Genomic DNA, 12,360 nt, shown 5'->3' on the forward strand with positions numbered 1-12,360 from the left:
GTACACTTGCTAGATGCAATGGCAAGGGTTGATCTTTTGGAGAACAGACGTGGATTGGGACGACGCCTACGCCAATGCAACGCACATACCGGGGGGTGCAGACTTTCCAGCGCAATGGCGCAGGGACTCGGATGCATTTCGCAAGACCATGTCTGTTCTGGGTCGCGCGCGGCTGGGGGTGATGTATGGCCATGGTCCGCGAGAAGTGGTCGACATCTTTTTACCGGACAGAACACCCAAAGGCGTTTTGATCTTTGTGCATGGCGGGTTTTGGCGGATGTTTGACGGCGCGTCCTGGTCTCATTTTGCAAAAGGTGCCCAAAGCGCCGGTTGGGTGGTCGCAATGCCGACCTATGATCTGTGCCCCCGCGTGCGTATCGCCGATATCACCCGTCAGATCGCGCAGGCGATTTCGGTGGTCGCGCATGAATTTGCGGGGCCGATACGGCTTTGCGGACATTCCGCCGGAGGACATCTTGTGTCCCGCATGCTGGCGCCTGGGCTGTTGCCGAAGGACGTTCTGAGCCGTATCCAGAAAAGCGTCCCGATCTCGCCGGTGGCGGATCTGCGACCCTTGCTGAACACCCGTATGAATGACGATTTCCAACTTGACGCAGCCTCGGCAGCGGCGGAAAGCCCGGTTCTTATGCCCGCACCTTCCGTTGCGGTGACGGTTTGGGTCGGTGGCGATGAACGGCCTGCATTTCTGGATCAGGCCCGTTGGCTGGCCGAGGCGTGGAATTGTGAGCACATTATTGAGCCGGGAAAACACCATTTCGACGTGATCAATGGGCTTTTGGATGCGAATAGCCCGCTGATGCGGTCACTTCTGGAACCGGTCGACGCATAACACTGTACCCTTTGCCAAAGGGGGCCACAACTGTGCGCAGCTCTAGGCGTGCCGGTTTATCGGCTGGCTCTGATTTACGCTTGCCCAAACGATGTTTTCGGGCATTGTGCGCCTGTTGCACACGCATGCAGAAAGGGGCCCGTGTCTGGTTTTCAATCTGAAAAACGCCTGATCCTGGATTATTATGCTGCTCTTTCACAGGCAGGACAGGATCAACTTCCTGGTGTTTTGTCGCAATTCTGCGCACCTGACCTGATCTGGCGCGGTTATCATCCATTCGGTCTGTTGACCGGGCCAGAGGCCGTGGCCAACCGGTTTTGGTGCCCACTCAAGCAAGCGCTGACGTCACTCCAGCGTCGCACAGACCTGTTTTTTGCAGGTCGACATCTTTTTGACGCCAACGGCGCGGTCTGGGTTGCGTCGATGGGGCATCTGATAGGCCTTTTCGACACGCCGTGGCTGGGCATCCGCCCGACCGGGAAACTCGCCATGCTGCGCTACGGCACCTTTCACAAGATCGAGGATGGCAAGATCACCGAAGAGGCGATGTATTTCGACATTCCGCATCTGATGGTGCAGGCCGGGCAAAACCCGTTCTCGCCTCAAACGGCACAGCATCTGGTGCAACCCGGTCCGATGACCCATGACGCGGTGCTGTTTCAGGATGCCCCCGAAGCCGAGGGACGCGCAACGCTGGACGCGATCGAAGCCATGACGCGCGATCTTGGGACCTGGCAACTGGGCCTTCCGCTTGAAGAGGAATTGCGGCGCACCTGGCATGAGGACATGCTGTGGTGGGGGCCAGAAGGCATCGGCGCGACCTACACGATCCCGCGCTACGCGCAGCAACATTCCGGCCCGTTCAGGGCGGCCTTTGCCAACAGGTCCAAAACCAGCCATATCTGCCGCACCGCCGAGGGGCATTTCGGGGGGTTTTTCGGCTGGCCCAACTTCACCGCTGAACACAGGGGCGGGTTTATGGGAATGCCGGCAACGGCGGGGCCAATTGAATTTCGGGTGATCGATTTTTATCGCCGGGAGGGGGATAAACTGGCTGAAAACTGGGTATTCATTGACCTGCTGCACGTCTGGGCGCAGCAGGGAGTTGATATTCTGGCGCGGACCACCGAAATTGGCTGAGCCCTGATAACCGGGCTCAGACCATGGATTGAACGGCGTCTTTATTGATGCGGGAAGTAATCTTCACACTCACCATCGCGATAGACATCAGCCGTACAGCAATGCAGGCCGCCGCCAAACGCATAGGCATCGCGCAACTCCACAGGGATCACTTCCATGCCAAGCTTGTCCATCTGTTCGGCCTGATAAACCTCAGACGCTTCGACGCAGACGGTCTTGGGATCAAGCACCAGAACATTCATGCTGAGCCAGGTTGAGGAATAGCACAGCGGTGGCGGCGTGTTATGGGCAGGCTGGGCTGCATCGACGATTTCCCAATCGTTCTTGTTGAAGTATTCACGCTGCTCGTCCGGAAGGCGGCGGTTGGGATTGTTCAGGATCAGACCAGGACGCAAGGGCGTAAAGGTGGCGTCAATGTGGATCGGGTAGGGATCACCGGGGAAATTCACGGCGCGCACACGATGGTCCGGATAATGGCGGCGCAGCCATTCGATGCCTTTGAGGTTTGTCGTAAACCCGTGCTGCACGATCAAATCCTTGCCGAACCGCAGCACATCGGCGGCATCGAACAAGGGTTCTTCCTCGGTTGTCACAAAGTGCTTTTCCGCCGTCCATTGCAGACGTTTTTCGATGCCGATTTTTTCCGACAGGTAGTCGTCGTGATAATCCGCATCTGACAGGCGGGGCTTGGGCGCGGTTTCGTGCCGGAAATTACGATCTTCATCGAAGTATTGCTGCATCAATGGACGATAACACAGATATTCGAACCAGCGGCAGCGATAGGACATCGTCGCCTCAAGGATCTCATGACCTACAGTCAGCAGCACATCGCGCGGGGGCATGCAGCCGAATTGACTGTCGGTGTGGAAATCCGGGGTTGTGACCGGCAGGCTGAAATCTGTCGGCGTTGGTCGATCCACCCGCACACCGCGCTTGGTCAGCATGTCTGCAAAATTGTCCAAAAGCTCGTTCGCACGATCAATGGTTTCCTGAGGCCGCCGCCCCCACTGACCGCGCATGTCGCTGTCTTCGGGAACCTTCGCATCCAAGGCAGGTTCTTCCGGTGGGATGTGACAATCATCCGCTTTGCCGACGATCACGTGGCGCAATGTGTCCCATTCATTCCAGCTTTTGACTTGTGTTTTTTCTGGCGACCAATCCATGTCAGTTCCTTTCCGTCTTTTGCGCAAGCCATGCGTGACACGGCCTGGAACAGCAAGCCCAAGTTCGCAAAAAGCGGCTGTTTGTGGGATTCAATCCAGACAGGCCAAGGGGAGGCTTGACCGTCAGTCCGGCTTATTGTCCAAAATCTGCAAGAGCGTCGAAATCAACCCGCTTCATCGCGTCCAGCAGCAACGTATTGTCCCGTCCCTCGACAGTGACAAGAATGCGATTGTTCACCATGGCCATCGCCTGACCGTCACCCACCGCGACACGCTGGCGGCCGATCCGTTCCAGTTGCATGCCCATGGCCGCGGCATTCGCAACCATCGCGCCCATGCTGGATACCATCGCGTTATCGGCCATCAACGTGATCGAATAAAACTGCGACCGGTCTGCGGAATGATAGCTGGCACGTGCCCCCATACCGCCGCCCATCATGGCCAGCCCGGCCTGCGTGTCATCATCCACCTGGCGCTCCCAGCCTTCTGGGGCTTCGGGGAGAAATTCCTGAAAGGCCTCGGCCTGAATCGCCATCATTTTCTGGCGGGCAAAATCCAGTTCTTCCAGCGCATAGGTGATATCGCCCTCATTATAGGCTTCGATTGCCGCTTGCAGCGTATCGGATATTTCATCGGCTTGTGCGGTCAAAGGCAGGATCAGCAATCCGGTCATCGCTGCGGAAATAAGAAGGTGCATGGCAAAATCTCCTGTATTGAAACACCCAGCAGCGTGACCCGTGGTTGTGCGCAGTTCAACCAAAATGCGCATCACTCCGCTATTTTCGACCTGTGATTTGCGAGATCTGGAAAACCGATCCCAAGGAGACGTGTGAATCACAGTGATAACCATCGCGTTCAAAACACAGATTTATCCGGCAAAGCGGCGACGCGCCGCTTGTGGAACCGGTGCCAATCCGCGACGATGCCCTCACGCGGGTTGCCGCCTGGGGCCCGGTTCGGAGGTAGGGTATGTTTGCATTTGGTCGGCTTTTGGTGATCGCGTTCCTGGTGCTGAGCGTGGTCTATATCAGCCTTTCGCTCTATTCCCGCGCAGTGCGGCGGGACAAGCTGGAGAAAGAATGGGACGAAGAGATTCAGCAAGGCGATAAGGACACGTTTGTTGAAGCCGGATTGCGCGAATATGATGGGTCTTTGCGGCGCAAGCTCATTCTGGGGGTGTATATCGTGCCGCTGACGCTTATGTCTGCGATCATCTATTTCACGAATTTCCACTAAGGGGGCGTGACCGTGAGTTATATCAAATGGGCAATTATTATCGTGTTTTGGGCCGCGTTGGGCTCGCTTTTGCACTACACCCTGCCCCAGAATGATGTGGTGCGGATCGTGAACACCTATGAGGAACGCCAGGACCTGACCGACTGGACACGCATTTTCTGGTCCGTGCCCGACAATCAATCGGTCAACCTTGCCAATCGTGATGTGCAGTTCATTCAAGCCGTGCTGCCCAATGGCAGCGCGATGGTCTATCGCAACGAGGACACCGGGTGGGGTTGGCCGCCCTATTTCAAATTCGATACCGCAAATCTGTATACCGAAGCCAATGATGCGATTTCCAACAAGGCCGAACCGGAATGGTATGCGATCAAGCATTACGGATGGCGCAATGAATTTCTGTCGATTTTCCCCAATGCGATCAGTGTGAAACCGGTGGCGGGCCCGGATGTGCGGATCATTCCCTGGGTCAGCATCATTGTCCTGACGCTGCTTGCCGCGCTGTTCTGGGCGATATGGGTCCGCTGGCGACGGTTCCGGCGCGCACGGATTGACCCGGTTCTGGAAGATGTCGAAGGCGGGTTCGAGGCGATGGGTGACGGCATTGCACGGCGGCGCAGCCGCTTTCGCCGGTGGCTGGACAGCCGGAAGTCGCACTAACGCGCTTGCCAAAACCTGCGCTTGGGGTCAGAGTTTTGCAAACGCGTGCAAGGGGGAACGATGGTTGGTGCAAGACCCGAACAGGCCGCTCTGACGCGGGATACGGACCTGTCCAAAACCGACGACACCCGTCGCGTGATCGAAGCGATGGTGGATGGTCTGAACGATCATCGGATTGCCGATATCGGAGAGTTCTTTGCCCAGGGCTTTCGCTGGATGGGCAACACCGGCTGTGGCACAAAGGACGGCCTGCGGGAATTTCAGGACAATTGGCAAAAGCCGTTTCAGGCCGCGTTCTCTGACAAGGTCTGTATCGACGAGGCGCGCCTGTATATGGGCGAATGGGCCGCTGCGTTCGGGCGACAGGAGGCTGTGCATTCCGGCCCGTTCATGGGGGTCGACGCGACCGGCAAAAAGGTCACGATCCGCTATATGGATTTCTGGAAAGTGGTCGATGGCAAAATCGTCGACAACTATGTGATGGTCGATTTTCCCGATGTTCTGGCCCAGCTTGGTGTTGATGTGTTCAATGGGCAAGGCTGGGAAGCATATGACCGGGGTGACCGGACCCCACCAGAGCCATGAGCACGGCAGGCAAAGTCACATCGCTTGATGTGGCCAAGCGCGCGGGGGTGAGCCGGTCGGCGGTCAGCCGGGTGTTTACCCCGGGTGCATCCGTCAGTGCGCGCACCGCCCAGAAAGTGCGCGACGCAGCCGACGCATTGGGATACCGCCCCAACGTGCTGGCCCGCGCCATGCTGACCGGCAAAAGCAAGATCATCGGCCTCGTCGTGGCCTATCTTGATAACCATTTTTATCCAACAGTTCTGGAATTGCTGTCAGACGCATTGGAACGTGAAGGCTATCACGTTCTTGTCTTCATGGCCTCGCACGCGGCCAGCGACGTGGAAGAGGTGGTTGGCCAGATCCTGGATTATCAGGTGGATGGTCTGGTTCTTGCCTCGGTCGCCCTGAGCTCTGATTTGGCGGACCGGTGTCGCGCCTCGGGGGTGCCCGTGGTTTTGTTCAATCGCAGGGTGGAAACAGAGGGTGGCCTCGCCATTGTATCCGACAATCACACCGGCGGACGGCTTGCGGCCGCGCATCTGGCACGTTTGGGTCGCACCCGGATTGGCCATATCGCCGGATGGGAAGGGGCCAGCACACAACGCGACCGCGAGGCAGGGCTGATGGAGGGTCTGCGCGAGGCAGGGCTTGGGCTTTTTGCGCGCGAGGTCGGGGATTTTCGCCTTAACCGCGCTCAGAACGCGGCGCGGCGAATGTTCGATACGGATGTTCGACCAGACGCGGTGTTCGTGGCCAATGACTATATGGCGTTTGGCGTGATGGATGTTTTGCGTGCTGAACTTGGGCTATCCGTGCCCGACGATGTTGCGGTGATCGGCTTTGACGATGTGCCGGCAGCCGCGTGGCCCGCCTATGGGCTGACAACAGTGCGCCAGGATGCAGAGGCCATGGTCGCGGCAACGGTCAAGGCGTTGATGTGCGACATTCAGGGACACAGTACCAAACCCAAGCCCCCTCTGCCCGTTACCCTGATCCAGAGAACCAGCGCCTAGACATCGCCGGTGGCAAGCAGGATCTGTTTCCAGATCGCAGTCTCGTCAATCAGTGTCCATTCCCTACGCAGGCCGTATGGCCCGAATTCTGCGTGGGTGATGCCCATGATGTAAACCGGGGCCTGGGTCGGCGGGCCGAACATGCCCCAACCGCTATGCGCTCCGAAAAGCGACCAACGCACAGCGGCGCGCGGCGGTGACAGTGGGTCTTCCACGCCAATCTTGTGGTCAATCGAGAATTCCGCATTCGGAAACGCGGCGTGCAAGGCCATCCAGAACGCGTCGGCATCGCCATGCCCCGCACCATCCCTATGGCCGGGATAGGCCAACTCTGCCGCGCGGTCGTATTGTTTGGGGATGATCGAGAACTCGGCCTGTGCGATGCGGGTCAGCAGGTCTGCCAGCGTGTGCCCCCATGGATCGTCGTTGCCGGTGCCTTGATAGGGGCCGGGCATGTCCGTCTCGGGGGTGAGCGGTTTGACACAGGCCTCTGGACCACCTTCGCGCACGATCAGGGCGCGGGTCCAATCCACAAGGTCGTGGCCCATCTGGCGCACCACGGCGCCTTGATCCCGCACCAGCCATTCGTCTTGCACACCGTTGTCGCGGCACCAGCAATCGGCCAAAATGCGATAGGCCAATTTGCGCCCGGTTGGCGCGCCGTACATGCCCGCGCCTTCATGCGTGGCGGTGCAGTAAAGGCGGTGCGACGACAGGAAACTGTCCTCGCCGGTGGCGCACCAGATCACGTCTTCGCCCAGCAATTCGCGGTCGGGAAACTCGGCCAGTGTTGCTTCGGTGGCAGCAATGATGCCCCTGTTGCCTTTGATCACCGACGCAGGCGACCGCACGATCAGGTCAGGCCCGTAATAGTCGTGCAGGGTGTGAATGCCCCTGTCTTCCCAGATGTCCTTGGTGATCCCCAGAATGTAGTCCGGCACATTGGCCCAGCGCGGATCGAACCCCGGCATGAATGACATGGTTTAGCGCATCCCGTAATAGAGGCCGACAACGTGTTCGGCTTCGGCAAAGAACAGCCAGCGCGACACCAGCACGCCAGCGATATGGCTCAGCAGGGCCAATACGCCAAACACATGCGGATAGGGAAGCATCAAAAGGATCACCGGAATTACCAGCATCAGCGCCAGCGCGATGAGACGCAGCTTTTCGGCGTGGCGGCGGCCGATGGTGTAGACCATTTCATCAAGAAGATAGTTGGTGCCGGTATGCGGCGGCTCGAAGGCGCGGACCTCGCCGATGGTGCCAAGGCCGGTGGCGGTTTTCATGTCGGTGCCGCTTTGCTTGAACCGCGTGTCGCCGGTTTTCCACCACAGGAATTGCAGACCTCCGGCGATGACCAGAAGCACCAGCGCGATGGTCACGCGCCCCGACAGAAGCGCGCCACCCGCGATCGAAATGGCCAGAAATAGCGCCGAGGTCAGCGCCGTGTTCCAGCGCGGCACTGTCTTGAGCTGCGCATAGATCATCGACGTGGTGTAGACCGTCAGCAGGCAAAACACCGCGCCGATCCAGCCGAGGACGTGGATTTGCGTGTCAAAGAAGACCAGCAGAAACGCGTAAATCCCCATCGTGACAAGGGCTGCGACCGCGCACCACGCCTCGCGCGACAGCCAGCTTGTCTGCCATTGCGTGAACGCCTTGATCGCGCGTTCCGGGCGGCCAAGGTGGAAGGTGGACGAGATCAGGCCGCCTACGGCCAGCACGTATCCGATGGCGAAGAACGCAAAGCCCACCCAGCCGGTTGGCGCGGTTGTGTCGATGCCCAGCCAGAACAAGAGGCCAAGGCCAAGGCCCGAGAAGGTGCTGAAGGCGATGATAGACGGGGCTGGATGCATCAGAGCTTCTCCAGCGTTTTGTCGAGCCAGCCGAGGAAGCCCTTGGGCTCTTCCGCGACCGGGGCAAGCAGCGGTGCAAGAATGTCGATCTCTTCGCGCGGGCCTTCGTTCAGCGTGTCCTTGGGACGCGGTGGCAGGTACTTGTTGACAGGCTTGGTGCCTTGTTCCGGCATCAGGTCCATCCCGCCGCGTTCGGCAACCAGTTGGCTCACCTCGCTGTCAGGGTCGCCTAGATCGCCGAAATGCCGCGCGTTCGACGGGCAGGTGCGCACGCAAGCGGGCACGCGGTCTTCCTCGGGCAGGTTTTCGTTATAGATGCGGTCCACGCACAGGGTGCATTTCTTCATCACCCCTTCGGCCTGGTCCAGTTCCCGCGCGCCGTAGGGGCAGGCCCACGCGCAAAGGCCGCAGCCGATGCAGTCCTTTTCATTGACCAGAACGATCCCGTCCTCGACCCGCTTGTAACTGGCCCCGGTGGGGCAAACCGTCACACAAGGCGCGTCGTCGCAATGCAGGCAGGACTTGGGGAAATGGATCAACTGCGCCGGGCCACTTTCGGGCTGCACCTCATAGGAATGGATGCGGTTGAGGAAGGTGCCGGACGGGTTCGCGCCATACGGGTCCTGATCTGACAGGGGCGCACCGTAGTTTTCGGTGTTCCAGCCTTTGCAGGACACGACGCAGGCGTGACAGCCCACGCAAGTATCAAGGTCGATCACGAGGCCCATCTTGCGCTCGGTCTTTTGTGGAAGCTGGGTCATGGATGGCCTCCGTCGGATTTGCATATTTTTGAAAAGAAGAAGCAGGAGGTCATGCCTGGGCCTCCACGGGTGCGGGCATCAGGACAACGGGCTCTTCCGCCTCTTTGTCCCAGGTGCTGACGAACCAGATGAAGGACACAGCCATGCCGATCAGGACCACGGCAATCAGGATCAGGGTTGCTTTCATCGCGGTATTCATGGGTCTACCTTCCAACGCAGTTCATCGGGGCCTTGGCCTACCGGCGATTTGAGGGGCGGCTGTGCGGGTTGCGCCTCGGCCGGGGCGGCGACCTTTTCGATCTTCACGCGCAGGTCGAACCACGCGGCCTGCCCTGTGACTGGGTCCGAGTTGGCCCAGCGCAGCCCATCGCCTTTGGGCGGCAGGAGTTCGTGGATCAGGTGGTTGAGCAGGAAGCCTTTGGTCGCCTCCGGCGCGTCGGTGTCCAGTGCCCAAGCCCCCTTGCGTTTGCCGATGGCGTTCCATGTCCAGATCGTGTTCTCGTTCAGCGCGGCCATATGGGCGACCGGGACTGTGATCTTGCCATGGGCAGAGGTCACGCGCGCCCAGTCGCCGGTCTTGAAGCCCTGCTGTTCCCAAAGCTTCGTCGGCAGGTACATCGGGTTATGCCCATGAATCTGCCGCAGCCAGGCGTTCTGGGTGCCCCAGGAATGGTACATCGCCATGGGCCGTTGGGTCAGCGCGTGGATCGGGAATTCGGCGGTATCGACGCTGTCGTCCTCGAACGGCGGATACCAGATCGGCAGCGGATCGAGCGTGTGTTTGATCCGCGCGCGCAGGTGGTCCGGCGGTTGGCGGTCGCCATGCCCTTCGGCGGCAAGCTGGAACTTGCGAATGGGTTCAACATAAAGCTGGAAGATGTAAGGCGCGGGTGCGTCGTAGAGGCCGATATCGACCGCCCAGTCCTGATAGGCCTTGTTCCACGGTTTGTAGTAAAGACCTTCCTCGGGAACGTGGCTCATCCAGAAGCCGCCATTGGCGATGTAGCTGTCCAGCTGCGCCTCGTTCACATCGCCGCGCCCTTCGGTCAGCCCGTCCTCGCCCATGCGCCAACCCGCCAGTGGCCCAACACCGGGGCGGCGTTGGTGGTGGGTGATGTAATCGGCGTAATCGGCGTATTTCTGGGTGCCGTCCTCGTTCACGAACCCCGGCAGGTTCAGCCGCGCGCCAAGATCACACAGCACCGACTGGAACCCGCGCACATCGCGGTCAGGTTCGACCACAGGCCAGCGGATCGCATCGGCGGCGGCATCGGCCTCGCAGATCGGGCGGTCGAGGAGCGAGATGCAATCGTGCCGCTCAAGGTAGGTCGTGTCCGGCAGGATCAGATCAGCATAGGCCACCATTTCCGAGGAATACGCATCCGAGTAGATGATGCGCGGGATCACGTAATCGCCGTTTTCATCCGTATCCGTCAGCATCTTCATCACGCCGGTCGTGTTCATCGACGAATTCCACGACATGTTCGCCATATACATGAACAACGTGTCGATCTTGTAGGGATCGCCGGCATAGGCGTTCGAGATGACCATGTGCATCAGCCCATGCGCGCTCATCGGGTTTTCCCAGGTGAACGCCTTGTCGATGCGGGCAGGGGTTCCGTCGCCTTTCAGGCAAAGGTCATCGGGGCCGTGCACAAAGCCCAGATGCGGGCCGTCGAGCGGCGCGCCGGGTGTGACCTTGCAATGCGGCTTCGGGTGCGCGGTTGCAGGCTTGGGATAGGGCGGTTTGAAGCGGAAGCCGCCGGGGACTTCTACACTGCCCAGCAGGATTTGCAGCACATGCAGCGCGCGGCAGGTCTGGAAGCCGTTGGAATGCGCGGAAATCCCGCGCATGGAGTGGAACGACACGGGCCGGCCGACCATCTTGGCGTGTTTTTCACCGCGGAAGTCGGTCCATTCCTGATCAATCTCGATCGCCTGATCGAAGGCCACATGCGCAATCTCGGCCGCGATGCGCTTGATACGCTCGGCGGAGACGCCACAGGTCTCGGCCACTGCTTCGGGCGCGTATTGTGGATCAAGGTAGCGTTCGGCCAAGAGGTGCATCACCGGCTTGTGCGTGACCCCGGCATGGCGGTAGCTGGCGGCAAGGTCGGGCTTGACGCCCGGCTGGTCAAACGGCGTCAGCTTGCCTGTCACGCGGTCTATGACCAGCGGCTTGCCATCGTCATCTTTCAGGAAGAGGCCGTGCTCCGGCGACTTCGGATCGCCATTCACCAGAACCGGCGCATTGGTGAAGCGGGCAAGGTAGTCGAGGTCGATCTTCCCGGCTTTCAGCAGCTCATGCACAATGGCGAGGATGAACAGACCATCGGTGCCGGGTGTGATGCCGACCCAATCATCCGCCACAGCGTTGTAGCCGGTGCGGATCGGGTTCACGCCGATGACCTTGGCCCCCCGCGCCTTGATCTTGCCGATGCCCATCTTGATCGGGTTGCTGTCGTGGTCCTCTGCCACACCGAACAGCATGAACAGCTTGGTATGGTCCCAGTCGGGCTGGCCGAATTCCCAGAACGCGCCGCCCATGGTGTAGATGCCAGCGGCAGCCATATTAACCGAACAGAAGCCACCATGCGCGGCATAGTTCGGCGTGCCGAAGTTCTGTGCCCAGAAGGAGGTAAAAGACTGCGACTGGTCGCGGCCTGTGAAGAAGGCCAGCTTTTCGGGGGCTTCGTTGCGGATCGGCTTGAGCCACCCTGTTGCGATCTCAAGCGCCTCGTCCCATGAGATCTCTTCAAACTCGCCCGACCCGCGCGGACCAACCCGTTTCAAGGGCGCGCGCAGGCGGGACGGTGCGTTGTGCTGCATGATGCCGGCGCTGCCCTTGGCGCACAGCACACCCTGGTTCACGGGATGGTCGCGGTTGCCTTCGATATAGGCCACCTTGCCATCCTTCATATGCACGTTGATCCCGCAGCGGCAGGCGCACATATAGCAGGTCGTCTTGCGGATTTCGTCTGACACTTTCGGTGACAGATCAAGCTCTGGCTGGACGTGACCCATAGGTTTCCTCCCTTTCCTGCCCGGATGCCGCCCCGTGCAGAGTTTGCCATAGTGTTCATGTTTCCGCGCCAATCGTAAAGCGGCAAAATGCAA

Annotated in this window: 13 protein-coding genes; 6 read left to right on the forward strand and 7 right to left on the reverse strand. The window is 59.6% G+C overall.

Annotated features, from left to right (window positions below):
• Nucleotides 1-49 precede the first annotated feature (49 nt).
• Both ACG74X_RS02815 and ACG74X_RS02820 read left to right on the forward strand, forming a co-directional pair.
• Nucleotides 50-850, forward strand: coding sequence for an alpha/beta hydrolase (locus ACG74X_RS02815; protein ID WP_411232579.1), 801 nt, complete (start codon nt 50-52; stop codon nt 848-850).
• A 141-nt stretch (nt 851-991) separates the two neighbouring features.
• Nucleotides 992-1,990: an ester cyclase gene (locus ACG74X_RS02820; protein ID WP_411232580.1), complete on the forward strand. Its 999-nt coding sequence runs from the start codon at nt 992-994 to the stop codon at nt 1,988-1,990.
• A 41-nt stretch (nt 1,991-2,031) separates the two neighbouring features.
• On the opposite strand, the gene ACG74X_RS02825 is transcribed toward ACG74X_RS02820, so the two are convergent.
• Both ACG74X_RS02825 and ACG74X_RS02830 read right to left on the reverse strand, forming a co-directional pair.
• On the reverse strand, nt 2,032-3,153 hold the full coding sequence (locus tag ACG74X_RS02825; protein ID WP_411232582.1) for a serine/threonine protein kinase: 1,122 nt from the start codon (nt 3,151-3,153) through the stop codon (nt 2,032-2,034).
• 133 nt (nt 3,154-3,286) lie between these two features.
• A complete protein-coding gene (locus ACG74X_RS02830; RefSeq protein ID WP_411232584.1) occupies nt 3,287-3,850 on the reverse strand; it encodes a hypothetical protein in 564 nt (187 codons plus the stop codon).
• A 272-nt stretch (nt 3,851-4,122) separates the two neighbouring features.
• Here ACG74X_RS02830 and ACG74X_RS02835 point away from each other — a divergent pair, with 272 nt between their 5' ends.
• From ACG74X_RS02835 to ACG74X_RS02850, 4 genes are read left to right on the forward strand one after another with little or no spacing between them, the layout of a single operon-like run.
• A complete protein-coding gene (locus ACG74X_RS02835; RefSeq protein WP_411232585.1) occupies nt 4,123-4,389 on the forward strand; it encodes a hypothetical protein in 267 nt (88 codons plus the stop codon).
• A gap of 12 nt (nt 4,390-4,401) precedes the next feature.
• Nucleotides 4,402-5,046 (forward strand): DUF1523 family protein, encoded by a 645-nt coding sequence (locus tag ACG74X_RS02840; protein WP_411232586.1) that lies wholly within the window; start codon nt 4,402-4,404, stop codon nt 5,044-5,046.
• A gap of 60 nt (nt 5,047-5,106) precedes the next feature.
• Nucleotides 5,107-5,631 carry an ester cyclase gene (locus ACG74X_RS02845; protein WP_411232588.1) on the forward strand — a complete coding sequence of 175 codons (525 nt, stop codon included), beginning with the start codon at nt 5,107-5,109 and terminating at the stop codon, nt 5,629-5,631.
• A complete protein-coding gene (locus tag ACG74X_RS02850) occupies nt 5,628-6,626 on the forward strand; it encodes a LacI family DNA-binding transcriptional regulator (protein WP_411232590.1) in 999 nt (332 codons plus the stop codon). The genes ACG74X_RS02845 and ACG74X_RS02850 overlap by 4 nt, the downstream gene beginning before the upstream one ends.
• On the opposite strand, the gene ACG74X_RS02855 is transcribed toward ACG74X_RS02850, so the two are convergent.
• Genes ACG74X_RS02855 through ACG74X_RS02875 form a run of 5 tightly spaced genes read right to left on the reverse strand, consistent with a single transcriptional unit; the run spans nt 6,623 to nt 12,267 of the window.
• On the reverse strand, nt 6,623-7,597 hold the full coding sequence (locus ACG74X_RS02855; RefSeq protein ID WP_411232880.1) for an ester cyclase: 975 nt from the start codon (nt 7,595-7,597) through the stop codon (nt 6,623-6,625). The genes ACG74X_RS02850 and ACG74X_RS02855 overlap by 4 nt on opposite strands.
• A gap of 12 nt (nt 7,598-7,609) precedes the next feature.
• Nucleotides 7,610-8,482, reverse strand: a complete 873-nt coding sequence (locus ACG74X_RS02860) for a dimethyl sulfoxide reductase anchor subunit family protein (RefSeq protein ID WP_411232591.1) — start codon at nt 8,480-8,482, stop codon at nt 7,610-7,612.
• On the reverse strand, nt 8,482-9,243 hold the full coding sequence (locus ACG74X_RS02865; RefSeq protein ID WP_411232592.1) for a 4Fe-4S dicluster domain-containing protein: 762 nt from the start codon (nt 9,241-9,243) through the stop codon (nt 8,482-8,484). Before ACG74X_RS02865 ends, ACG74X_RS02860 begins: the two co-directional genes overlap by 1 nt.
• Before the next feature lie 49 nt (nt 9,244-9,292).
• Nucleotides 9,293-9,442 carry a hypothetical protein gene (locus ACG74X_RS02870; RefSeq protein WP_411232593.1) on the reverse strand — a complete coding sequence of 50 codons (150 nt, stop codon included), beginning with the start codon at nt 9,440-9,442 and terminating at the stop codon, nt 9,293-9,295.
• Entirely contained in the window at nt 9,439-12,267 is a 2,829-nt protein-coding gene (locus ACG74X_RS02875; protein ID WP_411232594.1) for a molybdopterin oxidoreductase family protein, read from the reverse strand. The genes ACG74X_RS02870 and ACG74X_RS02875 overlap by 4 nt, the downstream gene beginning before the upstream one ends.
• Between the last annotated feature and the right edge of the window lie 93 nt (nt 12,268-12,360).

The sequence above is a fragment of the Marivita sp. S0852 genome (genome assembly GCF_046591575.1).
Taxonomy (GTDB): Bacteria; Pseudomonadota; Alphaproteobacteria; order Rhodobacterales; family Rhodobacteraceae; genus Marivita.